The organism is Streptomyces bullii, assembly GCF_042657145.1.
GTDB lineage: Bacteria > Actinomycetota > Actinomycetes > Streptomycetales > Streptomycetaceae > Streptomyces > Streptomyces bullii.
Window position 1 is genome coordinate 17091 of sequence record NZ_JBHSNY010000020.1, and the last position, 22697, is coordinate 39787.

The 22697-nt window shown below is 69.0% G+C and carries 23 protein-coding genes and 2 pseudogenes; 12 read left to right on the forward strand and 13 right to left on the reverse strand.

Features of this window, described 5'->3' with window-relative positions; all coding sequences use genetic code 11:
* Nucleotides 1–8: 8 nt before the first annotated feature.
* Nucleotides 9–683 carry a hypothetical protein gene (locus tag ACFPZJ_RS37555; protein ID WP_381031260.1) on the forward strand — a complete coding sequence of 225 codons (675 nt, stop codon included), beginning with the start codon at nt 9–11 and terminating at the stop codon, nt 681–683.
* A gap of 394 nt (nt 684–1077) precedes the next feature.
* Here ACFPZJ_RS37555 and ACFPZJ_RS37560 read toward each other — a convergent pair whose 3' ends face one another.
* Complete coding sequence (locus ACFPZJ_RS37560) at nt 1078–1353, reverse strand: transposase (protein WP_381031262.1); 276 nt, start codon at nt 1351–1353, stop codon at nt 1078–1080.
* Between the two features lie 237 nt (nt 1354–1590).
* Nucleotides 1591–2460, reverse strand: coding sequence for an endonuclease I family protein (locus ACFPZJ_RS37565; protein ID WP_381031264.1), 870 nt, complete (start codon nt 2458–2460; stop codon nt 1591–1593).
* A gap of 101 nt (nt 2461–2561) precedes the next feature.
* Between ACFPZJ_RS37565 and ACFPZJ_RS37570 the strand changes: the two are divergent.
* Nucleotides 2562–2789: pseudogene (locus ACFPZJ_RS37570) on the forward strand (carbonic anhydrase); the annotation flags it as partial.
* A 393-nt stretch (nt 2790–3182) separates the two neighbouring features.
* Here ACFPZJ_RS37570 and ACFPZJ_RS37575 read toward each other — a convergent pair.
* Nucleotides 3183–4154 carry an L-threonylcarbamoyladenylate synthase gene (locus tag ACFPZJ_RS37575; protein ID WP_381031266.1) on the reverse strand — a complete coding sequence of 324 codons (972 nt, stop codon included), beginning with the start codon at nt 4152–4154 and terminating at the stop codon, nt 3183–3185.
* Nucleotides 4155–4947: 793 nt separating this feature from the next.
* On the opposite strand from ACFPZJ_RS37575, the gene ACFPZJ_RS37580 reads away from it, so the two are divergent.
* Complete coding sequence (locus ACFPZJ_RS37580) at nt 4948–5166, forward strand: hypothetical protein (protein WP_381031268.1); 219 nt, start codon at nt 4948–4950, stop codon at nt 5164–5166.
* 167 nt (nt 5167–5333) lie between these two features.
* On the opposite strand, the gene ACFPZJ_RS39940 is transcribed toward ACFPZJ_RS37580, so the two are convergent.
* The 3 genes from ACFPZJ_RS39940 to ACFPZJ_RS37595 all read right to left on the reverse strand — a co-directional run bounded on the left by ACFPZJ_RS39940 (nt 5334) and on the right by ACFPZJ_RS37595 (nt 7359).
* A complete protein-coding gene (locus ACFPZJ_RS39940; protein ID WP_461097715.1) occupies nt 5334–5729 on the reverse strand; it encodes a hypothetical protein in 396 nt (131 codons plus the stop codon).
* Between the two features lie 178 nt (nt 5730–5907).
* Nucleotides 5908–6321 (reverse strand): SRPBCC family protein, encoded by a 414-nt coding sequence (locus tag ACFPZJ_RS37590; protein WP_381031270.1) that lies wholly within the window; start codon nt 6319–6321, stop codon nt 5908–5910.
* A gap of 27 nt (nt 6322–6348) precedes the next feature.
* Nucleotides 6349–7359 carry an aldo/keto reductase gene (locus tag ACFPZJ_RS37595; protein ID WP_381031272.1) on the reverse strand — a complete coding sequence of 337 codons (1011 nt, stop codon included), beginning with the start codon at nt 7357–7359 and terminating at the stop codon, nt 6349–6351.
* 163 nt (nt 7360–7522) lie between these two features.
* On the opposite strand from ACFPZJ_RS37595, the gene ACFPZJ_RS37600 reads away from it, so the two are divergent.
* Nucleotides 7523–8422 carry a LysR substrate-binding domain-containing protein gene (locus tag ACFPZJ_RS37600; protein WP_381031274.1) on the forward strand — a complete coding sequence of 300 codons (900 nt, stop codon included), beginning with the start codon at nt 7523–7525 and terminating at the stop codon, nt 8420–8422.
* Nucleotides 8423–8781: 359 nt separating this feature from the next.
* Entirely contained in the window at nt 8782–9093 is a 312-nt protein-coding gene (locus ACFPZJ_RS37605; protein ID WP_381031341.1) for a hypothetical protein, read from the forward strand.
* A gap of 89 nt (nt 9094–9182) precedes the next feature.
* Here ACFPZJ_RS37605 and ACFPZJ_RS37610 read toward each other — a convergent pair.
* From ACFPZJ_RS37610 to ACFPZJ_RS37635, 6 genes and pseudogenes are all read right to left on the reverse strand, one after another.
* Nucleotides 9183–9286 (reverse strand): annotated as a pseudogene (locus tag ACFPZJ_RS37610) (integrase); the annotation flags it as partial.
* Nucleotides 9287–9293: 7 nt separating this feature from the next.
* Nucleotides 9294–9494 (reverse strand): hypothetical protein, encoded by a 201-nt coding sequence (locus ACFPZJ_RS37615; RefSeq protein ID WP_381031276.1) that lies wholly within the window; start codon nt 9492–9494, stop codon nt 9294–9296.
* A 72-nt stretch (nt 9495–9566) separates the two neighbouring features.
* A complete protein-coding gene (locus ACFPZJ_RS37620; protein WP_381031278.1) occupies nt 9567–9695 on the reverse strand; it encodes a hypothetical protein in 129 nt (42 codons plus the stop codon).
* Between the two features lie 523 nt (nt 9696–10218).
* Nucleotides 10219–11655 carry a hypothetical protein gene (locus tag ACFPZJ_RS37625; protein ID WP_381031279.1) on the reverse strand — a complete coding sequence of 479 codons (1437 nt, stop codon included), beginning with the start codon at nt 11653–11655 and terminating at the stop codon, nt 10219–10221.
* 943 nt (nt 11656–12598) lie between these two features.
* Nucleotides 12599–13075, reverse strand: coding sequence for a peptidase inhibitor family I36 protein (locus ACFPZJ_RS37630; protein WP_381031281.1), 477 nt, complete (start codon nt 13073–13075; stop codon nt 12599–12601).
* 1098 nt (nt 13076–14173) lie between these two features.
* Nucleotides 14174–14314 (reverse strand): hypothetical protein, encoded by a 141-nt coding sequence (locus ACFPZJ_RS37635; RefSeq protein ID WP_381031283.1) that lies wholly within the window; start codon nt 14312–14314, stop codon nt 14174–14176.
* A 118-nt stretch (nt 14315–14432) separates the two neighbouring features.
* Here ACFPZJ_RS37635 and ACFPZJ_RS37640 point away from each other — a divergent pair, with 118 nt between their 5' ends.
* Nucleotides 14433–14795: a DUF952 domain-containing protein gene (locus ACFPZJ_RS37640; protein ID WP_381031285.1), complete on the forward strand. Its 363-nt coding sequence runs from the start codon at nt 14433–14435 to the stop codon at nt 14793–14795.
* A gap of 567 nt (nt 14796–15362) precedes the next feature.
* On the opposite strand, the gene ACFPZJ_RS37645 is transcribed toward ACFPZJ_RS37640, so the two are convergent.
* Complete coding sequence (locus tag ACFPZJ_RS37645; protein WP_381031287.1) at nt 15363–16247, reverse strand: hypothetical protein; 885 nt, start codon at nt 16245–16247, stop codon at nt 15363–15365.
* A 164-nt stretch (nt 16248–16411) separates the two neighbouring features.
* Here ACFPZJ_RS37645 and ACFPZJ_RS37650 point away from each other — a divergent pair, with 164 nt between their 5' ends.
* Genes ACFPZJ_RS37650 through ACFPZJ_RS37675 form a run of 6 tightly spaced genes read left to right on the forward strand, consistent with a single transcriptional unit; the run spans nt 16412 to nt 22666 of the window.
* Entirely contained in the window at nt 16412–17158 is a 747-nt protein-coding gene (locus tag ACFPZJ_RS37650) for a Dyp-type peroxidase (protein WP_381031289.1), read from the forward strand.
* A complete protein-coding gene (locus ACFPZJ_RS37655; RefSeq protein ID WP_381031291.1) occupies nt 17155–18615 on the forward strand; it encodes an FAD-binding oxidoreductase in 1461 nt (486 codons plus the stop codon). Before ACFPZJ_RS37650 ends, ACFPZJ_RS37655 begins: the two co-directional genes overlap by 4 nt.
* Before the next feature lie 32 nt (nt 18616–18647).
* Nucleotides 18648–19130 carry a hypothetical protein gene (locus ACFPZJ_RS37660; RefSeq protein ID WP_381031293.1) on the forward strand — a complete coding sequence of 161 codons (483 nt, stop codon included), beginning with the start codon at nt 18648–18650 and terminating at the stop codon, nt 19128–19130.
* Nucleotides 19131–19152: 22 nt separating this feature from the next.
* A complete protein-coding gene (locus ACFPZJ_RS37665; protein ID WP_381031295.1) occupies nt 19153–21144 on the forward strand; it encodes a GMC family oxidoreductase in 1992 nt (663 codons plus the stop codon).
* A complete protein-coding gene (locus ACFPZJ_RS37670; RefSeq protein WP_381031297.1) occupies nt 21141–22313 on the forward strand; it encodes a ferritin-like domain-containing protein in 1173 nt (390 codons plus the stop codon). Before ACFPZJ_RS37665 ends, ACFPZJ_RS37670 begins: the two co-directional genes overlap by 4 nt.
* Nucleotides 22310–22666 carry a putative quinol monooxygenase gene (locus tag ACFPZJ_RS37675; RefSeq protein ID WP_381031299.1) on the forward strand — a complete coding sequence of 119 codons (357 nt, stop codon included), beginning with the start codon at nt 22310–22312 and terminating at the stop codon, nt 22664–22666. The genes ACFPZJ_RS37670 and ACFPZJ_RS37675 overlap by 4 nt, the downstream gene beginning before the upstream one ends.
* Nucleotides 22667–22697 lie beyond the last annotated feature (31 nt).

Below are 22697 nucleotides of genomic sequence, written 5' to 3' on the forward strand. Positions count from 1 at the left end.
CGCTCCGCATGCACGACCCCGCAGCCCAACAGGACGAGACGGTCTTCGACTTCGGCGTGACCGCGCTCGGCGCGTCCTTCCACGGGGATTGGTGCCTCGACGCCGAAGACGAGCTGGATCACGTCCTCACGTACCTGGGCCCGGAAGGCGACCCCGCAGGTCTCGCCCTGCTCATCGAGGACATCCTGCGTCTGCGGGACTCCGGCCTCGACGGCGACGAGCTGTGCGTGCTCTGGCACGCCACGGATCCGCCCCTTGGCGGCGCGCCGGAGATCCGGGGAGCCGAGCGCCTGTGGCTGGACCGGCTGCTGACCGTGATCGTCCCGCTCGCGCGGGCACGCGGTGCGTCGGAGGCGTCTTGTGCGACCTACCCCCGGTGCGTACCGGACGGCACGAGCGCGGCGGCGGTCGAGCACCGGCGGCTGACGGCGGAAGTCGTGGAGCTGATCGGTCTGCTCGATCCGCGGGCCGAGGGCCACATGCCACTGCCCGCGACCCGCGAGGCGATGGTGCGCTGCGCCCAGACGGTCTGCTCGGAACTGGCGTTCCGCTTCCTGCTGCACGCAGCGAACCACTTCTGGTCGCGCCTGTCCCTCGAGACGTACGGCCGCCTCGAACGCCTCAGCGCGGCGTTCGGGCACGGCCCGCACATGGTCGAGGCGGTCCGTTACCTCATGGACTGACCCGGCTGCGGCCGCACGCACTGCAGCGGAAGGCTCCGGCCGGCTTGGTCCCGGTCGGGGCCTTCGTACGTCGCGGCTGCTGTCAGAGAGCCAACCACCGCAACGGCTACCGCTCGCGCGCGGGCAGCAGCCGACCCGCGCCGGTGAAGCAGTGGGCGTGGACTTGCGGCCCCGCAGGGCGGTCACGGGGGACCAGTGCGACGACACAACCGTCCGGGACACCGAGCGGACAGACCTTTGCGGTGACACGATCAGCAACTACGAACTCAGGGTGTGTCGCCCTGGACGTTCAGCAACTCCCAGCGGGTGGCGCCATCAGAGCCGACGAAGCATTCCACTGTGGATGTGCGCTGTGACAACGCACTGCCCGGTGCTCCCCGCCAGGTCGGCTGCGTCAACCTCGCCGCTGTGCCGTGGAGTCGACCGACACCAGCCACTCGATGTCCCCGGCCGCGTCGGCCTTGGCCTGGGCCCTCCGCAGCATCCGCTCGAACGTGCCGTCCTTGGCCCAGCGGCGGAAGCGGGTGTGCAGCGTGGCCCAGCATCCGTACCGCTCGGGCACGTCCCGCCAGGCCGTGCCGGTCCGGAACGTCCACACGATCCCATTGAGGACCGTCCGGTCGTCCAGCCGCCTGCGGCCCCGCTCGGACCGGGGCAGCAGCGGCTGCACGAAGCCTGCCGAGATGGGGATACCGCTCGAGGGTGGTTCCGGTAATCGCCGACGCCCCGGCTCATACTCGCTCGTCCGCTCCCGCTGCCACTCCAGTCAGGTCACGCCGCGCCCCGCTCCGCGCCGTGCCCTGGGGCTCTGCTGCTGTCTCTCATTCCGCGCCATGATCCCATCGACGGGTCCGTGTTCGTCGAGTCGCCGCGGATGCTGGAAGGCCGACCGGCCGTGGGAGAGACCTCAGGGCCAGACGCCTGCGAAGTCGATCTCGCTTGCCCACTCGGGATGGTCTATCAGCGGATTCCGGTTGCCCTGGATCCCCGCGATGGCGGCATTGCGGTGCAGCTCGTACTCGGTGACCGCCTCACGCTCGTGCCACTGCAGCAGGACCGGCAGCCGTGCCTGGGGGAACTCGCGTGCCGCGTCGCCGACCTGGCCCGGATAGCGGAGGAGGAAGTACAGGGTTGCGCGGGCGACCGCGCCCTTGCCCTCCTGCGGTTCGAACCCTTCGCGCTCGCGCATTCCGCAGGCGTCCCGGACCGCTTCGTCGAAGTCCGGGAAATCGAAGTACGGGAAGTTGCCCCGGTAACTATTGCGGCCCACCTCGCAGGCGAACAGATGATGCAGGTCGCCCCGCATCGGCTCCTTCTTGGCGAACCACGACTGCGGCACCACGTGCTCGCAGTTGAACGGCATGGACGCCTCCAGCGCGTCGAACTCCGCCTCGAACTCGGCCGGCCCCGCAGTGCTTTCCTGCAACAGGAGTTCCTGCACCCGGGCCAGCCGAGCCTCCGCCACGGCCGCGTCCGCCCGTATGAGCTCTTCGGCGGAGAAGTCCCTGCCGCAGTAGATGCTGCGCAGTCGGCCGTCCTTGTGCAGGTCGACCCACGGGTACACCAGTCTCATCGGCTTGTACCGCGGCTGGGGCTCGTGCGTTTCCGTCAGCAGCGTGGTCAGCGCACGGCGCAGCGTGTCACCGTCGCCGGTGCCGACGTCCGCGTAGTACGCGTCGCGTGCGGCGGTGTCCGCGGTCCGGTCGTAGTAGGAACGTTCCCGTGCGAGCCGGTTGTTGGTCAGGGCCGCGTCGACGTCCTCTTCGACCGCTGACACGACGTCCGCTCGTCCGGCCGGGGGTGGCTGCGGTGCTGACTTCGGCGTCGGTGCGGGCACGGGCAGATGTGCGGGGAGAGCGGCCTGCGAGGACAAGCGGTCCCAGCGTGCTGGCCGCGCGGGCCGCCGGACGGGTTGAGCCGCAGGAGATCCTCGCCGAGCACGTACGGCACACCGTCGACCTGCTGCTGGAGCGCTCCCGGGTTCTTGCCGAGAAGGTTGCCGCTGGCCAGGCCGCCGTGGTGGGCCTGTGCTACCGCTTGGCCGACGGCAGTGCGGAGCTCGTGGCGGCCCGCGGCCTTGATGCGGCGATCCCGGCCGCGTCCTGACCGCCCCGGCGGTGGCTGCTCAGCGTAATGTGCCGCAGCCAGAGGACACCCTCCATGGAGGAGCTTCCCGCCGATGGCTCACGGAGCCGACCGCGCGCAGCCCGTGGCCCGCGCCGACCTGGCGCGGGCCACGGGCTGCGAGGTGTGCCGGGGATCGGTCATCAGCGATGAATGGCTGCACGAGCTGTGCCCGGTCTGCCAGACCGGTGAGCGCCCAACCCAGTCCGTTACGAATCCGCCCGGCACCCCAGCCGGGAGCAGGTGTGGGCACGCTACTCATCCCTGCGGGCGACGGTTCCATCAGGAGCGGCGCGGCCCTTGCGTAATGTGCGTCAAAACGGGCATCCGGTGGGCGCTCCGGCAGGACCATTGAACGGCGTGCGTGCTGGTCACTTAAGAGGGCCGGGGCCCTGCAGCTCTGCGGAGCCGGTTGGCGATCGCGAGTCCCAACCCCTCCTCCACGGGCAGGGACGCGACGATGAGGTCGCACCCCTGCTGGTCGAGGTCGCGCAGGAACCCGTACAGCCCACGCGCGTAGGCGGCCATCGAAGAGGGGACCGATACCACAGCGTGCGCCTTCACCGGGGCGTCGGCGAGGGAGGGGGGAAGGAAGACGCCCACCTGGTGGCCCAGCTCCTGCGCGAGCTCCGCTTCAGCGACCACCTTCTCCGGCTCGACGAGGACCACCCGCGCACGCGGCGCGTAGTGGGACGGGTGCTGGCCCGGCACCCGAACACGGCTCGTCGAGTGGACCGCGACCGGGCAGCTCAGGACCGCTTCGAGGTCCTCGCGCGTCACCCCGCCGGGCCGGAGGACGCTCGGGATCTCGCCCGTGGCGTCGACGATGGTCGACTCGACGCCGACCTCGCAGGGGCCGCCGTCCAGCACGAAGCCAACGGCATCACCAAGCTCCCCACGAACATGGTCCGCCGTCGTGGGGCTGACCGAGCCGAAGCGGTTGGCGGACGGGGCCGCCACACCGCCGCCAAAGGCCGAGAGCAGCGCGAGTGCAACAGGGTGGGCGGGCACGCGCACGGCCACCGTCTCCAGGCCACCAGTCGCTTCGAGAGACACCCTGCGTCCGCGCCGCAGAACCAGCGTCAGTGGCCCCGGCCAGAAGCATTCGGCCAACAGGCGCGCAGTCGCTGGCACATCCCCTACCCAATCGCCCAGCTGCTGCGCGCCGCCGATGTGGACGATCAGCGGATGGGAGGGCGGGCGCCCCTTGACCTGGAAGACGCGCGCGACCGCGGCGGCATCCTCGGCGTTGGCGCCCAGACCATAGACGGTCTCGGTCGGGAAGGCCACCAGGCCCCCAGCGCGCAGCACACCGGCCGCCTTCTCGATGTCACTGGTTGTTGCCATCACCCTCGCAATCCTCTCACTGTCCCGCTCTGCCACGTCCCCCGGTACCGCGTGAGCCCGGAGGCACCGGGCCCAGGCCCTCGTCGCGTCAGCGATCGCCTGCCTGGACGCCGCCACCGACGCCTGGACAACCGGGAACGCGAAGACTTCGCGGCCCGTGCTCCTGGACCAGGCGATGGGCGTACTCAGCGAACTGAACGACTGAGTCGGCGGGTCATCAGGGTGATCGCTGTCCCGATGATCAGCGCCTCGCAGGGATGGACGAGCCCTGGCCGTCGTAGCCACCGTATTTTTGGAACAACGGTCGGCCGATTATGACGAGGCAGATGGGGACGGGCGACGGCCGAGCCGGCTTCGGCCGGGACCGAGGGAAAGGTCGCTGTGACAGCCGGTCCATACCCCCGCTACGGACGTAGGATCCAGGTTCCCCGCGGGTGCCTCGCTGTCCCCGAAATCAGCGGGTGCCTGCCGCACGGGCAGGCAGATGCGTCCCGCCGTCTGCCTGCCCTGCGTGCGTCCCGCGTCGGCCGGTCGGCTACGCGGATGGCGTACGCGAGCCGCAACGTGACGTTCTGGTCGTCTGTGGCGCTGAGGAGAGTGATCCCCTCTGGGGTCTGGGTGCCTGCGCTCCGTGGAGGGGGCAAGTGGGCACCGATGTGCAGGGGCGGGCTCGTTCATCCCCCGTGGCGGGCCTGCCCCTGCTCGTGCCCGGTGGCCGGCTGCCAGAGAGAGGCACGACCGGGACTGTTCTCTCCGGTATGCGAGGGAACGCGGGCGGGGTGAGGCTGGGGGCATGGCCGAACGTCGCGTGATCGTGTCCCCGCCCGACGAGACAGGCGGTCGGCGTGTCCAGGTCGATGCCGAGACGCTGGGTACGGCGTACGGCCTGCACGATCTGAGCGTGTTCTTGAAGCGGTCCGGTCTGGAGTGCTTGGACGAGGTCGATGTGGCCGACTCACCCTTGATCGAGTGGCACGGCGGAGGGCCCGAGGTATGGCGGACGATGCCATGAGACCGGCCCGGGGCACGCGGGGCGCATTGGGCCGACCCGGAGCCCGCGGGCTTGGGAGTGGCTGGCGGTTGGCGCTACGCGGACAGCGTCCCCGCCGTCACGCGGGAGTCGGCGCTGCAAAGCCCTGAGCGCATGGCCAGGTCCGGAGCGGGTGAGTAGGCAGTCTCTCAGGGAGGTCCGCCAGGCATCTCCTGAGGAGACGGTCGGGAGAGCGTTTTGGCAGGTGATCCCTCGGTCGGGACGACCATCGTGGGCCGCCGTGTGGTGGCCAAGGTCAGCGGCGAGATGCACCACTTGACCAGTCCCGACTTGGGGGAGCGGATCAAGGGCTTGCCCGCCGGCGGCAAGTTCCTCGTGCTGGACGTTTCAGGGGTGTCATTCTGCGACTCTGCTGGGTCGAAGGCCTCCTCAGCGCTGGTCGACAGGCCCGCGTGAGCGGTGCCGAGCTGGTGCTGGCGTGTGTGCCGCAGCCGCGGCGGCAGATCCTGGATATGACGGGCGCCGACCAGGTTCTGCGTGTCTATGACACCGCCACGGAAGCCGAAGTGGATCTTGACGGCCAAGGAGATGCGGGGCTTGTCCCCCAGTAAGCGCCTCCTACCGTGACGAAGCTGCCGAGCTCCGGCCCTCACCAGGGGGCTGTGCCGGGGTGCGGCCGGACGCTCCTCCGAGGCGGCCGTTGCCGGCGCCGGGCGGCTGACTCCGCCCGGCGCCGGACCGGGGCACGGTCCGCGTCCGCTCTCAGGCGTCGAGCGACCGCTTCAAGGCGGCCAGGCCCTCGGTGTAGATGCCGTGGAACAGCTTGATCACCTCCTCCTCGCTCGCTCCCGCCGGTGTGAAGGTGCCGGACCACTCGACTCGGGAGTGGGAGCCGGACACCTCGCGCACGGTGAGGGTGGAGCGGTAACCGGTGACGGGGAAGGGCGCTTCGAGGATGGAGTAGGTGTAGGTACGGGCGTCGTCGTCGAACTTCTCGAGGCGTTCGACGATCACACCGCCCTCCTCGTTGGTGAGGCTGCGGATACGGCCGCCTTCGCCGAGCTCGCTGCCGGGGATGTAGGGCAGCCAGTCCGGCAGGGAGCCGAAGCCGCCGATGAGCTGCCAGATCCGGTCGGCCGGTACGGGCATGTCGATGGTCGCGGTCGTGGTGGCCATGGTCGTCTCCAGGGAGGGTCGTGGAGGTCAGTGGGTGGGTACGGGGGCGTTGTCGGCGATCAGCCCCTCCGTGCGCAGAGCCGTCCAGAAGGCCGCCGGGACAATCTCCCCGAGCGCGGCGGCGTCCTCGGCGATGCGGCTGGGCCGGGTGGCTCCGGGGATGGCGGCGGCGACGGCCGGGTGGGCGAGCGCGAACTGCAGCGCGGCGGCCTTGATGCTCACGCCGTGCTGCCCGGCGAGCGCCTTGATGCGCTCCACCTTGCTGACGACCGAGGCGGGGGCCTTCTGATACTCGAAGTGCTGCCCGCCGGCCAGGACGCCGGAGCTGTACGGTCCGCCGACGACGATGTCGACGTGCTGGGCCTTCGCGGCCGGCAGCAGCCGCTGCAGGGCGCGCTCGTGGTCGAGGAGGGTGTAGCGGCCGGCGAGCAGGAACGCGTCCGGCTTCGGCTCCTCCAGGTCCAGCGTCAGCTCCAGCGGCTCGACCCGGTTGACGCCGAGGCCCCACGCCTTGATGACGCCTTCGTCGCGCAGCCGCTGCAGGACGCGGAAGGCGCCGGTGCGGGCCGACTCGTACGCCGCCAGCCAGGCGTCGCCGTAGAAGTCCTGCGCGACGTCGTGCACCCACACGATGTCGAGCCGGTCGGTCTTCAGCCGCTGGAGGCTGTCCTCGATGGAGCGCAGCGTGGCGTCCGCCGAGTAGTCGTTGACGATCTTGTTGGGGCGGCCGTGCTCGAACAGTCCGCCCTTCTCGCCCAGATCGCGGCTGGAGGGGTCCTCGATCTCGTCGAGGATGACGCGGCCGACCTTCGTGCTCAGGACGAACTCGTCGCGCGGGCGGCCGGACAAGACCTCACCGAGCCGGATCTCGGACAGGCCCGCGCCGTAGAAGGGCGCGGTGTCGAAGTAACGGATGCCCTGGTCCCAGGCGGCCTCGACGGTCGCCGCGGCCTCTTCGTCGGGGATGGCCCGGAACATGTTGCCCAGCGGTGCGGTGCCGAAGCCCAGGCGGCCGGGCAGGAAGGAGGTGATGGACACGATTGCGGACCTCTTCTTGCTACGGGGATGGAGGGCCGGGCGACCGATCGCCGATCTGTCACGATCTGTCGGTCGCCGACGGCCTGACGTGTTCGAGGCTAGGATTCCGACTTGAGACTGTCCAAGACTTGCTTGGACAGAGTTGAGTCCTCCGAGGTCTTACATGCTTGACCTGCGACAACTCCGTTACTTCGTGGCCGTCGCCGAGACCGAACACGTCGGCCGGGCCGCCGAGCGGCTGCACATCTCCCAGTCGCCGCTGAGCCGGCAGATCGCTCAGCTGGAGAAGAACCTGGGCCTGACCTTGTTCGAACGCGGCCAGCAGAGGATCCGCCTCACCCGGGACGGGCAGGTCTTCCTGTCCGAAGCCCGTGCGCTGCTGCGGCACGCCGACCGCCTGGAGAACCTGGGGCGTCGGCTGGGCCGCGGAGAGGAGGGCGGTCTGTGCATCGGTTACGTCGCCGACGCCATGCACACCGGCGTTCTGCCGCAGGCGTTGCGCTCACTGCACGACGAGCGCCCCGGCATCCACGTCGCCCTCTACAGCCTGCCTCCCGCCGACCAGTTCGAGGGACTGCGCCAGCGCAGCCTCGACATCGCGCTCGTCCAGGAGCCACCGCCCGCGGACGATCCGGACCTGCTGGCCGCACCCCTGCTGGAGGATCCCCTGCTGCTCGCTCTGCCGGCACGGCATCCGCTCGCCGACCGGGAGGAGCTGACGCCGAAGGACCTCGACGGGCAGCCTTGGATCGCCGTCGAGAATCCCCAGGACCCGGCCTGGCGCGATACCTTCGTCGCCGCCTGCGTCGCCTCCGGGTTCACCCCGGACATCCGCATGGAAGCCGCGGAGCCGCTGACCGCGCTCGGCCTGGTCGCATCCGGGCTCGGACTCGCGGTCGTGCAGCGGAGCATGGTCCGCGGCCTGGCGGAAACGGTCGCGGTGCGCGAACTGTCCTGGCACCACAGGTCGATCGGGCTGTGGGCCACCTGGCACCGAGTCGATCTGCGGCCTGTGGTGGCGTCGTTCCGCGCCCTCGTCCTCCGGTCCGGCCACCTGGAGTAGCGAGGCACTTCGGCTGCTGGCTGCAACTCGAGCCCCGCAGGACTGCGGCGCCGTCAACACCGGGTCCCCGGCGCCCGCTGGAGAGCTCGGGGCCGGTGGGTCGTCGCCCGGCCCGGTCGCTGACACGATTGTGAGTGCGTGGTGGGGTGGGCAGCGGGTGGGCGTCAGCGAAACTGTGGTGTGGATGTCCTGGTGGTGGGCGTGGCGCGGGGCTGGCGTGCTGTCATGGGGTGACCAAGTGGCTGTTGTGGTGTGGCTAGTGCTGTGACCGGGAAGGTCCACCTGGTTGCTGGTTGGTCGGCCTTGCAACCGTATGCTGCGGTCCCTGCGGTCCCCTCCAGACGGGAAAGGTTCTTGCCATGAAACTGCCGATCGGCAGAGTCCTGCTTATCGGGATGCTGCTCTGCGGCGGTCTGTTCGTTTGGGCGGCGGCGACCAACCTCAAGGCAAAGCAGTGCCTGGAGGGACAGCTGCATCCGGACTTCAACGGCGCCACGATCACCGGGCGGGGTTGTGAGGTGACAACGACCTCCGGTGAGACCCTCGTCGTGCCGATCTCCGGCCCGCCGTTCGAAGCCGGGGTGGCCGGGGTACTCGGGTTCCTGGTCCTGGGCATGGCGACCGTAGTCATGCTCGTCCGGCGCGCACGTCGACGGTCGGGCCAGCGGTAGACGAGGCGCTTGGCGCCCTGCTGTTCCCTGCACTGCCTTGGCAATCCCCGTTGACATTGCCGAGGTCGCCGACTCCCACCGGGTTGTTCAGCTGCAGTTGCGAGAGGCCGTCCGCGCCAGCGGATGCCTTTTCGCTGCGGATGCGGGCGCGTTCCTTGAGTTCGGCGGCCAGGACGTCGCGGTGGCGGGCGTTACCTCTCTCACATGCTGCTGCCACGCCAGTGTCTTCTCGCGTGCCGCGGCGGGGGCGGTCTCGAACAGCCCCCACTGAGGGGCCGCTTGGGCACGTCGGCCCCGACGATGGCGAAGTCGGGGTCGGCGAACAGGTGGCCGACGGGCACGGCCTCACCGCCGCCGTCCCGCCCGATGAGGTGGATGTCCTGCCCGGCCAGGGCGGCCACCTGCTACTTCACGCCGCGGAAGCGGACGTGAGCCCCGACCTTCACCCGCCGGCCGGGCATTGCGCCGCGCGCTCACCCGGCACTTCCCACCTTGCCGGGGCCGCTCGAGTCCCGGGCGGTGACCAGGACGCGTTCGTGCGGCGGCGCCACCAGCGGTGTCGTCAGCTGTCCGTGCCACAGGGCGTGGAAGACGGCAGGCAAGACTTCGATCGGGTCTCCGGCCGCTTGGGCGCCTTCGCTCAGTGGCCGTGGTCGCGCGAACGCCTCCAGCACAGCTGGCATCAGGCCCAGCGGCCGGTGTTGCGGGGATGGCGGTAGCCGGCGACGTCGTCCGGGTCGACGATGTCCAGGCATCCAGGTCCCAACGGCCTGCTCGATCGGCATCGTCGGCCCGAACCCCAGGCGCCGCAGGCTGGGCACTTCCACTTCCAGGCGCTGCCGTAAAGCTGCCGCTCGAAGCCGGCGGCCCCGGGGTAGTCGGAGACGATTTTGACGTCGCTGGCGCGTAGCTGCGCCGGGGCCAGCCGCCCTGCTGGGGCGCCGCGACCACCAGGTCCCGCTACCCGTCCCTGTTGAAGTCGTCCGCGTGTCGTGCCGGTGCGGCGGAGGCCGGGGTGGGGAGGGTCAGCGGGGCCAGCGCGTCAGTAACGCGGTGGTCAGGGCTGTCGCCGTCGTGTGCTTGGGCATGCAGGGGTCCTCGGGAGGTCGTGGGGTCGCTTGTGGGTCAGCCGCGCAGGGTCGCGCCGAAGGCCGGGGTGCCGGTGGTGGAGATGCCGAACTTCGCGGGGCCGTAGGTCCTTGCGGTCGACGTGGTCGCCGACTTCAGCCACCAGAGGGCGCCGTCGCCGGAGTTCTCGCCGGGGGCGGCCGCCGTCAGGTCGGCCTTGCCGTCCTTCGTGGTGTCGGAGAGCACGACGCGGGCGCCGAAGCGGTCGCCTGACTCGGCCGTGTCGGGGACGCCTGAGGTGGACTGGGAGAGGGTGACCCCGCCGGTCGGCGACCAGCCGACGCTCATGCCGCGGAGCAGGGTCACCGTGCCGGTGTCCTCGGCGCCGCCGAAGGACTCGTACGGCGCGCCGACGGCCAGGTCGCCGTAGCCGTCACCGGTGAAGTCGCCGATGGCGACGCCGCCGCCGAAGCCGTCGCCGGGCTCCGCGGTGCCGGGGACACCGGAGGCGTCCTGGGCGATCGTCGCGGTGGAGCGGGCGTTGACCCACTGGGACTCCGGGGCGCCCAGCACGAGCGTCGCCTTGCCGCCGAGCGCCCCGGAGGGGTCGGCGGAGGGCTCGCGGTGGTTGCCGATCAGGAGGTCGGCGCGGCCGTCCTTGGTGACGTCGCCGACGGCGGAGACATAGCCGCCCGGCACGTACTCCATCCAGCCGAGGAAGTCGAGGACGCGGGTGTCGGCGACCGCCGTGAGCGCGTCGTCGGTGCCCTTCTTGCGGCCGTGGACGACGAGGCTGTCGAAGCCCTCGCCGTTGATGTCGCCCGCCGACAGGTACTCCACGCCGTACGCCGGGTCGTAGGGCTTCGGCGCGTTCGCCATTGACGCGGCCCGCAGGCCTCCGTCGGCGCCGCCCGCCCTGGTGTACGGGCCCTGGAGGATGACGAGGTCGACGGCGCCCCTGCCGCCCATCGCCACGTCGATCTTGTCGTTGTCGTCGAAGTCGCCGATGGCGAGGGCCTGGCCGAGGCGGTCGGTGTCGGCACCGCCGCCGGTGAGGGTGAGGGAGCCCGACAGGCCCGACGTGCCGCCCCAGACGACCTGGACCATGCCGTCGTCGGTGTCGCCGTTCCGGTCCTCGCCGGGTGTGCCGACGACCAGGTCCGCGTAGCCGTCCTTGTTCAGGTCGGCCGAGGCCACCGCCGTACCGAAGCCGTCGCCGGACTCGGCGCTGTCCGGCACACCGGTCGTGTTCTGGGTGAGGAGCTTGTACTTGGCCGTACTCGGGCCCGTCGAGCCGCCGTAGACGACCGTGACCGCGCCGGCCTTGGTCTTGCCGCCGACCGTCGCGCCGGGGGCGCCGATCGCCAGGTCGCGGTAGCCGTCGCCGTTGAAGTCGTACGGGGCGGCCGGACCAGCCGCGTGGGCGGTGGGCGCGGTCAGCGCAAGCGTGCTCGTGAGCAGGCCGGCGGCCAGGAGGAACGGACGAGTGCGCAAGGGAACTCCAGAAGGGAGCCAGGAGCCGGGGTCGCGCCGCCTGGGCGTCGGCCCAACTGCCATGTGACGTAGGTACGTGAGAGATCTGCCAGTAGAAGACCAGCGATGGTACCGGAGGGTTGTACGGGAGTTCGGTGAACTTCTGGGGCAAGGGCAGGGGGCCTTCGTCAGCCGCCCAGTGCCGTTCCGAACCCGGTGCTCGTGGGGTCGACACTCCCAGCCGACGGGCCGAAGGACTTCGCGCCCGACGCGGTCGCCGACTTCAGCCACCACACCGCGCCGTCGCCTCGGCCTTGCCCGCCTGCACAACCTCACTCTCGCCGGGTGACAGAGAAACGAGCAGGCCATCCAGCACATCAAAGATCATTACGGGACAGCTCTTGGAAGCACACCCCGCAAGCGCTTGTCCCCAGCATTCCAGAGACACTGTTGGCGAATTCGGGGCAGGCACTTGACGTTGGCCTTCACGACCCCGTTGTGGTCGTGAAGGCCAACGTTGTGGTTGGGGAGGGTGTCAGTGTCGTTCGGCATGCAGGCCGGGCAGTGGAAGGACGGTGATCTGGACTTCATCGTGGTGTACGCCAGCCCACCGTCAGGGCCTGGGATCGGCTCGACCCCAGGTTGCCCCCACTCCTCGTGCATCTCCCAGCTGGGCACTTTGCCGGTGATCGAGGGCACCGTGATCCGATAGTTCTGCGGAAGGGCGTCAGGGAACCTCAAGGGCATCATTCCCGCCGTCTCAGCGAGACCCCGAAAACCGTGAGTGGTAATCGGTGATGCTTTCTGCCGCATGGCTGCTATCTGATCACCCCGCAAAGGGCTCAGGGTATGGGCAGAGTTGCCCGAATTCGAATGCGGCAGGTTCCAGCGTGGTGATGTCTACAGCTGGAGCCTGCCGCCTTCGATCTTTATCCTCGTGCCCCGAGCGCCTATGGCAAGCCTGCTACTTTGGGCACGGAACGTAGCGGCCGTCGGTATTTGCGGACACGACAAACCCCACGCCCTCGTTCGGCTTGATTATCTTGACGGGAACGCCATCGATGTCATATTCGATACATTCCTTAGTGGCGTTCCACGCGGATCCGCCGTAGGGGAACCACGGCACCTCAGGCGGTGTAATGTGCTTGAACAACCCGTTATAACCCGGCCTCGAATAAATGCAGAAGTCCCCTTGAGGGCAATCCGCCGGAGGCGAGACAGCAGGCGCGGCGTGGGCTACTGGTGTGAGCCCAAAGCTCGCGGTCAGGGCTACTATTGCCCCAGCGACGCTGAGTTTAACGCTCATTTGGCTACTCTTCCCTTCCTCTGGCAGAGGCCCGCCTGTAATGGCGCGAGCCGCAGATCGGATCGCCGCCCTCGCAGGCGGGAAGCTGGCAGCCGGTCCTCGTCCACCTGATTGGCCGAGATAGCGTGCCGACATTTCGAGAGTAGGGCGACACGTTGTGGCTCGCAATCTAACTGACTAAGTTCTCTGCGCGTTTGCGCGATTAAGCCAGCAAGGTTAAATTCAGCGGCACATCTCGTCGATACTCCCGATAGTCCCAGCCGCGCGCCGCCCGCCCTGGGACTCCCCGTCCGGCTGACCCCCCGTGCCACTGGCAATCCCTCGGTGCTCAGCGGTGTCGTCGGACTGCGAAACCCCCGCCGCCTGCTGCCGGTCACACCCGTCCGGCCACCATGTTCCTTCTCATCTGCTGCGCTTGTCTCTGGCCCGCCATCTGTCATCTTGTCGTGCAGCGCTCGGCCGGCCAGGTCCGAATGTCGATCGGCAGTGCGGCTGGGTGCGCCGGGGAGGAGACCCTGACTTCATCTTTGGTCCGGGGCCTCGAACTGCTCGTCGCACTTGATCACACGCGTCGGTAACTGTCGCTCGTGCAAGCGACCTTCGGCGGAACATGTGCTCCGGCCACGGAACGCACCCACCGAGCAGGAAGGCCGGGGATGAGTCTGTTGCACCCTGCTGTCCGGCAGGAGCCGCTCGCGGAACTGTCCTGCTGCGGGACGAGTTCTCCTCGTGCATGACCAAGCGTTCGGGATGCGCTGTTCGAACGGGCCGCGGTTTGCTCGCTGGTGGAGGTGTCACTGGTGGGCGAGCGTCGCCGTGGACACGGCGGGGCTGCATGACGCCCTGCCGCAGGGCGGCTGGACAGCGCCCGGCTGCGAGGGGCCTGGGCGGCGCCGGGCCCTGACTGGTCCGCGGTGGTCGCCAAGCCGCGCGCGATGTCAGTGGGCCTCTACGGTGGTGCCCACGGCATGACGCGTACGCCGTTCGCTGCCGCCCTTGCCCACGCCGCCCGGGTACAGTCGGTCGCGGTCGTTCCACCGGGACGGGACGGCGCCCTCTCCGGGCGGGACGGTGGCGGCTGCGCGCAGCGCGGCGGCCCGCTGTGGTGCGCTGGCGGCGTCTCATCCGACCAGATAACCCGCACCTGTCCGACATCGTCGCCGGCCACGGTGCCGGACAGGGCCGCCACCATGACGGGAGCGCTGGGGGGTGGCGGACACCAGCCGCCGACGGCTATCTGATCGAGGTGATGTAAACGAGCCGGGCGGGCTGGTCGGCGGCGATCCGGGGCGGGCTGTGCCCTGCGGAGTCCTCGCGCTTCTCGCTGGCATCCGGGGTGCCTGCTTGGTCGGCGCCTACGGGGGCCTGCGTCACCAGGCTGCTCCCTGCGGGCGCCTCCCTGGAAGAGGGGGCAGCGCCGGTATCCGTTGCAGCGAGCGTTCCTGGAGTCCGGCGTTTCCGGTGCCGGTCCCGGGGGCTGTCTAATCGGGCCATGATCTACCACGTTGTACCGCTCGGTGAGTGGAACGCCCGTCCCGGCCAGCCGTACGCGCCCGTCTCCCTTGAGGAGGACGGGTTCGTGCACTGTTCTCCCGATGCGGAGACCACGCTGGCCGTCGTCAACGCCTTCTACCGCGGCGCGCCGAGGCCGCTGCTGGTACTGCTCCTCGACGAGGACCGGCTCACCGCACGGTGCGCGTGGGAGGCGGCGGCTCCCGCTCCGCCGCCCGGCGTCGCCGAGGGAACCCTCTTCCCCCATGTCCTCGGCCCTCTCGACCGTAGCGCCGTCGTGCGGATCCAGGAGGTCGAGTGGGACGAGGAGGGCCGGGCGAGGGGACTGAGGGACCAGAGCTGACGCCAGGACGCCGGGCTCAGTGTGCGGGCAGCGCCAGGTCAGGGCGATCAGCGCCGGGATTGTCTGGACGAACAGAACCTTCCGCTCGGCGGTGTCGGCGCCGTACCGGCCTGCGACGGCCATGACACCAGGAAGAACGCGGACACCCGGAACCTCACCGGGGCTGCCGCGGCACCTCACACCAGCCCGGCGGCGCGGGCTGTTTTGAGTGAAGGGATCCCGCTGCGCGGCGGGCGGTTGCCCGGAGTTACGACGCTGCCGGACCCATAATCGGAGCGGCAGGCGAATGTTTGAACAGGGCATATGAGTCTGGCAGATGGCCAGTGCTGAAGAGCCGTCCAGACCGCGGCCCCGAATGTCACGCAGGGCTGCACGTCACCTGCCGTAGCCATAGCTCCGCCCCCAGAGCGCCCGAGGTCAAAGCGCTCAAGGGACCGCGACGGCCTTGAGCCGCTGCACGGTCCGGGACAATCCGGCGGGCTGACGTGGCAGTGCCGCAGTGCGGATGAAGCTGAGTGTCTTCGCGAAGCGGAGGAAGAGCCGGTACTGGTCGTGGTCCTGCACCATTCACCTTCCGCACCGAACCACCAACAGCGGGTTTGGGGCCCGGGGGACGCTACTGCGGGCGAGTGAATGTCGCTGATCCGCGCACACCTTCCCGTGTCGTTCATCCGTGCACGTCGCAGCCCTTTCGTTGCCCCTCGCATATGCCAAAGGTATGCAAGGGGGCACGATTACTTTCACTCTCTTCGGTGTGATGAGGAGGGTATGGCAATCGATCTGAAACAAACGGCGATCGACCCCGATATCGAGATCCCGCCGACCCGCAACACGAAGGAGGCCGTGAGGGCCGTCCTGGGCGACCTCCAGGGCAACATCCTCAAGAGCCATGGGCGTGACCACAGCCGCCATCTGATCATCACCTTCAAGACCGACACCCCCGAGCAGCGGGGGAAGGCCCGGGCGTTCCTCACGGGCCTGGTCGAGTTGGGCCTGGTCACCTCGGCCCTGCAGCAGTGGCACGAGGCGCAGGCGTACCGGGACGTGAAGGAGACCATCCGCGGCAACGGCGCGATCGCGGACAAGGACGTCACGGCGCTGCTCAAGTCCGTCAGTGAGACCTTCGTCGGCGTAATGCTCTCGGCCGACGGCTACCGCGCCCTCAGGCTGGACGAGTGCATGCCCGACGACCCCTCCTTCCTCGCCGGCGCCAAGGCACGCGTGGACGTCCTGAAGGACGCGCCGGTGACGCAGTGGGAGGAGAACTTCCAGGGCACCTTCCACGCCCTCGTCATCGTCGCCGACGACGTCACGGAGCGTCTGGAGATCCGCGTGGCGGAGCTGAAGATCCTGCTCGGGGACCTCTGCGTGAGGGTGGGCGAGGAGACCGGCACCGCCATGCGGCTGAACGCGAACGGCGAGGAGGACCCCTCCGCCCCCGTTCGCGAGCACTTCGGCTTCGTCGACGGCGTCAGCCAGCCCCTGTTCTACGCACGCGACATCGACAAGGCCCGGACCCTGCAGGGGGGCATCGACCAGTACGACCCGAGCGCCCCGCTCGACCAGGTGCTGGTCGAGGACCCGGGGGCGAGGACACCGGCTACGGCTCGTACTTCGTGTACCGCAAGCTGGAACAGGACGTGCAGGGCTTCCGCGAGGACGAGAAGGTCCTCGCCAAGAGGATCGCCGAATACGCCCACCCGAAGACGCCCACCCCCACCGAGGAGGACGTCGCCCTGGCCGGCGCGTACATGGTCGGCCGGTTCCAGGACGGAACCCCCGTGGTGGACCGCGAGGTCGCGGGCCTGGGACCCATGCCGAACAACTTCACCTTCGACGCCGACCCGGACGGAGTCCGCTGTCCCTTCCAGGCGCACGTTCGCAAGACCAACCCGCGGGGCGACAAGCAGCGCCAATTCGGTCAGCCCCTCACCCAGGAGCGGACGGTGCGGATCGTCCGCCGGGCCGTCAGCTACGGCAAGGTGACCCTGCAGCCGGGCAAGGACGACAAAGTCGGCCTGCTGTTCCTGTGCGCGCAGAGCAGCATCGCGGACCAGTTCGAGTTCATCCAGAACCAGTGGGCGAACAACAAGGACTTCCTGCGCGACAAGAGCGGCCTCGACCCCGTGATCGGCACCCGCAAGCTCGACCAGCCGAATCCCGACCCGATCGTCAACGGCGACTGGCCCAAGCTGTACGGCTCCCGCAACGAGCTGGACTTCTCGAAGGTGCCGCCGGCGGTGGTGGGCCACACCTTCTCCGAGCACGTCGGTGAGCGGGTGACCATGAAGGGCGGCGAGTACTTCTTCGTCCCGAGCCTGAGCGCCCTCAGGACGTACGGCGGCATGGAAGAGGGAACATGACCGACCTCCGTGCCGCCGTCAACGACCTCTCCCGGCATCTGAGCGGCTACGTCTGCGAGCCCGGCAGCCCCGAGTACGACGGGGTCGTCGCGATCGACAACGGCCGCACCCGCACGCCCCCGGCCCTGGTCATCCGCGCCAACGCGACAGCCGACATCCGCCGCGCCCTCCTCTTCGCCCAGGAGACCAAGCTGCCCCTGACGGTTCGCGGCGGCGGGCACAGCGCCGCCGGGTACTGCCTCAACCGGGGCGGGATCGTCCTGGACCTCGGCCTGATGAAGGCCATCAGCCTGGACAAGGCCAAGAAGCGGCTGACCGTGCAGATGGGCGCCACCTGGAACGACGTCTACGGCTACGTCTACCGCAGTGCCGCTCCGCTGATCCCGGTCGGCGGCGGCTGTCTCACCGTGGGATTGCCCGGGTTCCTCCAGGGCGGCGGCTACAGCTTCGTCTCCCGTTCCTACGGGCTCGGCAGCGACAACGTCACCCAGATCAAGCTCGTCGATGCCGCCGGCACCCTGCGCACCCTGACCGCGGACGCCAAGGACCCACACGACAGGGACCTGTTCTGGGCGTGCCGGGGCGGGGGCGGCGGCAACTTCGGCGTCGCCGTGGAGATGACCCTGCAACTGCACACCCCGGCGGCGAAGACGGTGCTCGGCGGCCAGCTCTCCTTCCCGCTGGAGCGCGCCGAGGAGGTGATCGCGGCCTACGACGCGTGGGCGAAGAAGCTTCCCGACGCGATGGCGGCCTACGGGTACGCCGGCCTCCAGCCCGACCCCGCCGAGCCCACCCGGCGCATTCCGTCATTCCGGATCACGCCGGTGTTCAACGGCGCCTACGCCGACGGCATCGACCTGCTCCAGCCGATGCTCCGGCTCAACCCCTTCGAAGCGCAGCTGCACTCGGTGCCGCTGCCGGCGCTGGAGATGGCCATCGGCCGCTCCACCCTGGTCGGCGACCGGCTGGCCTACATCCGCTCGGGGATGATCGGCGACACGGGCTGGAACGCGGACATGATCAAGGCCGTTCAGGAGGCCATGGCCGCCGCGCCCTCGCCCGACAGCTTCGTGGTGTGGACCCACGGTCGAGGCAAGGTCCTCGAACCGGACTGCACCGACCTCGGTCCGTACCCGCACCGCGACAAGCGCTACATCTTCGAGCTCAAGTCCATCTGGAACGACCCGGCCGACACCCGGGCCAACGTCGAGTGGGCCTACGACTTCGGCGAGGCGCTCAGCTCCCAGTTCCACGGCGCCTACGTCAACTACATCGACCCGCTTCAGAAGGACTGGGCCAAGGCCTACTACGGCGACAGCCTGGACCGGCTCCGGAAGATCAAGAAGGAAGCCGATCCCACGGGCTTCTTCCGCTTCCAGCAGTCCGTCGACTCCACCTTCGAGCCGGACCTCTCCCGCCCGCTGGACCTCAGCCCCCTCAACCGCACCCTCGTCTGACCCACCCCTCACCCCCGCACGGGAGTACTCGTATGGGCAACAGCACATCACCCCCCACCCCGAAACAGATCTTCACCGACCTCTCCGTCGAGCTCACCGGCTTCGACCGGGCGGAGCTGGCGGGCACCGGCATGATCGACACGTACTACGACACGCTGCTGCGGATGATCGGCGAACGCGAAGCCGGACAGCTGCTGCGGTACGCGAACGACGCGCTCACCGCGGACCAGCAGACCAGGAACGGCGCGGCCCTGAAGAAGGACGTGATCGACAGCCCACGCTTCGGGCCCGTCGTGGTCAGCCTGATCAAGCTCTGGTACCTCGGCCACTGGTATCCGCTCAGCGGCGCCTACCGCGATCTCCACGGGTCGACCGCGGACGACGTCGAGCACGTCATCTCCAGCCAGGGCTACCGCGAGGGCCTTGTCTGGGTCGCCGCCGGAGCCCACCCGATGGGTGGCAAGCCCCCGGGCCACGGCTCCTGGGCCGAACCGCCGTCCCTGCAGACCCCCTGACCCCCGACGCCGAGGAAGAGCCATGAGCAATCCCGCTTCGTCCGAATACGACCTGGTCATCGTCGGCGGCGGCATCTGCGGGGCCGTCGTCGCCAAGACGGTCATCGAACAGGCCGCCAGGAAGAAGAAATTCCCCCGCATCCTGATCCTGGAGGCCGGCCGGGCCACCGCCCTGAGCGCCGACAAGTACGACACCTATGTGGGCGCGTACCACAAGGCGCTCGCCAAGGTCCCCAACTCGCCTTACCCCGCCAGCAGTTCGGCCCCGCAGCCGGACGTGCTGGACATCAGGAAGCTCAAGGACGCCGAGGGCAAGCCGAAGGTCAGCGACCAGGGCTACTTCGTCCAGAAGGGCCCGATGCCCTTCGGCAGCGACTACGCCCGCTCGCTCGGCGGCACCACGCTGCACTGGCTGGGCACCACTTTGCGGATGCTGCCCAACGACTTCAGGATGAACAGCCAGTACGGCAGGGGCGTCGACTGGCCGATCGACTACGACACCCTCAAGCCGTACTACGAGCGGGCCGAGTGGGACATCATCGGCGTCGCCGGCGACGTGGAGCACCAGTACTACCCCATCGACGACCTCGACGAGTACTTCCGGCCCAGCGACCCGAAGAAGACCCGGGACGGGAAGTACATCTTCCCGATGGAGGAGATCCCCTCCAGCTACCTCGACCAGTACATGGCGAAGTACGCCGACGACATGACGATCACGCTGTCCGGCATGGACCCGGGTGAACCGGGCCACGAGTTCGCCATCCGGATCAGCAACACGCCGGTCGCCCGCAACTCCACCCCGACCACGACGGACTACCGGATCGTCGGCGCCGCGGGGAACGCCGACCGGGGCCAGCGCTGCGAGGGCAACTCGAGCTGCATCCCGATCTGTCCGGTCCAGGCCAAGTACAACGCGCTCAAGACGCTGTACGAGCTGATCGTCAAGTATCCCTACGAACTGAAGGAGAACGAGCAACCCGGGACCCGGGCCAGGGTCGCCATCCAGAGCCAGTCCGTCGCCGTGGAGGTGATGCACGCCGAGGGAGCGGGCACGGAGCAGGCGAAGGTCACCGGCCTCAAGTACAACAGGTACTACGACGACGGCACCGACCCGACGGAGCACACGGTGACCGCCCGCACCTACGTCCTCGCCGCCAACGCCATCGAGAACGCCACCCTCCTGCTTGCCTCCGGCAACGCCGCCAACAGCAGCGACCAGGTCGGCAGGAACCTGATGGACCACCCGCTGCTGCTCACCTGGGGCCTGTTGCCGGACAACGTCGGCGCCTTCCGGGGCCCCGGGTCCACCTCCGGTATCCCCACCTTCCGCGACGGCATCTTCCGCGACCGACGCACCGCCTTCCGCGTGGAGATCGGCAACTGGGGCTGGAACTTCCCGGAGAACGCGCCGTACGACACCGTCCTCGACCTCGTCGGCGGCGGCCACGACGGCAGGGCGCAGCTCTACGGCAAGGCACTGCGCAAGCGGCTCGGCGAGATCCTGCCCCGCCAGTTCCGGATCGCCTGGGAACTGGAGCAGGACCCCGAGGCACGCAACCGGGTCACCATCGACGACCACTACAAGGACGCGCTCGGCACATACCGGCCGGTCATCGAGTACGACCTGTCGGACTACGTGAAGGCGTCGCTGCCCTGGGCGGCAGAGGCCAGCAGGCAGTTGTTCGCGCGGCTCGGCATGACGGAGAAACACCGGCGCCCCGACTACGAGACCGGTGACTACACGTACTACGAATCGGACGACGCGGCTCACGTGACCTACAAGGGCGTGGACTACTGGGTGCGCGGTGCGGGGCACGTCGTCGGTACCCACCGGATGGGCGACGACCCGAAGACCTCGGTCGTCGACAGCCACCAGCGCAGCCACGACCTGCCCAACCTGTTCATCGCCGGCTGCGGCAGCATGCCGACGCTGGGAACCTCCAACCCGACGCTGACCATGACCGCCCTGGCCCTCCGCACGGGTGACGAGATCGCCGAGGAGCTGAGCAAGTGACCACGCCCAAGAAACCGGAACCGATCAAGGACATCTCGGAGCTCAAGGCTCTCCTGCAACTGGCCGTCGGCCTGGAGCTCAGCACCATCCCCGTCTATCTCACCGCCCTCTACTCCATCAAGGACGGCACCAACACCGACGCGGCGCAGACGATCCGCAGCGTGGTCATGGAGGAGATGCTCCACATGGCGCTCGCCGCCAACGTCCTCAACGCCCTCGGGGAGGCGCCGAGCGTCAAGCCCGTCGACTTCCGCGGCCACAAGGGTCTGAAGCCGGTCCCCGAGTATCCGCTCGACAACCCCCTGATCTCCGGCATCGGCGAGCTCGCGCTGCGCCCCCTCACACGCCAGGCCGTGGACAGCTTCGTCAAGATCGAGCACCCGTTCCACGGTGCGGCCGCGGTGGGCGCCATCAGGTGCGCCGAGAACAGCTATCCCACCATCGGCGAGTTCTACGAAGCGATCATGACCGCGCTGGAAGAGAAGTGCACGGACCAGGACTTCAGCGCAACTCGCCAGGTGAGGGCCACGGAGTACTACGGCGGCGCGGGCCAGGCCATCGAGGTGAAGGACCGCAAGACCGCCGTGGCGGCCATCCACAAAATCATCGACGAGGGTGAGGGGCTGCCGGAGGGCAAGCTGGAAGAGCAGGCCAAGAAGGTCACCGACGAGGACAGGCTCAACTCCGGTTGGCAGATGTACTCCCACTACGCCCGCTTCCGGGAACTCCAGACCGGCCGCCGCTTCCGCACGGACCAGAAGGCCGGGGACGAGCCGAAGGGCTCCCTGCTCCTGGTCGACTACGGCGCGGTCCACCCCGCGATGTTCGTCCAGCGCAACGGCGCCACCACGGGCGGCCCCGAGGGCGCCGCGCTGAACGAGTTCGACCTGGCGTACTCGCAGCTCGTCGACGACCTCTATCTCGCCTTCGCGGGCGGGCGGAAGAAGGTCAAGGACAAGCTCGCCCCCAACGGTGAGAGGACCGGCGACCCGCTGCCGCTCGCCGTGCACGGCATGTACGCGCTGAAGAACAAGGCCGTCGCGCTGATGCGCACACCGAACCCCGTGAACCCGGCGCACACGCTGTGCCCCCGCTTCTTCTACGCGAACGCCGAGGACCGGACGAAGCTGCAGGACGAGATCAAGCACTGGAAGGGCCAGACCAGATGATCTGCATCGTCACGAAGTGGTGGCACGCCGAAGGCCGGGGGGAGGAGGCCGTCACGGCGCTGAAGGAACTGGTGCTGCAGGTGGAGAAGTACGAGCCCGACACCTACATGTACTGCCTGCACACCTCCATCGTGGACGGCTCCAAGCCCCCGCCCCCCGCGAACGAGGTGATCTTCCTCGGCGCCTGGAAGGACCGCAAGGCGTTCGACGACCACCGCACCGGCCCGGTCTTCACGAATTGGCTGGCGGACAACCTCGAGCTCTTCGTGCAGAACGACGGCAGGCTCTACGTCAGCGCGGAGTTCGCCGACCGCTTCGCCGGCTTCGTCCGCAGCGAGGCGATCGGCAGCTGAGCCGTCGGCTTCGATGAGGACGGCACGCTTC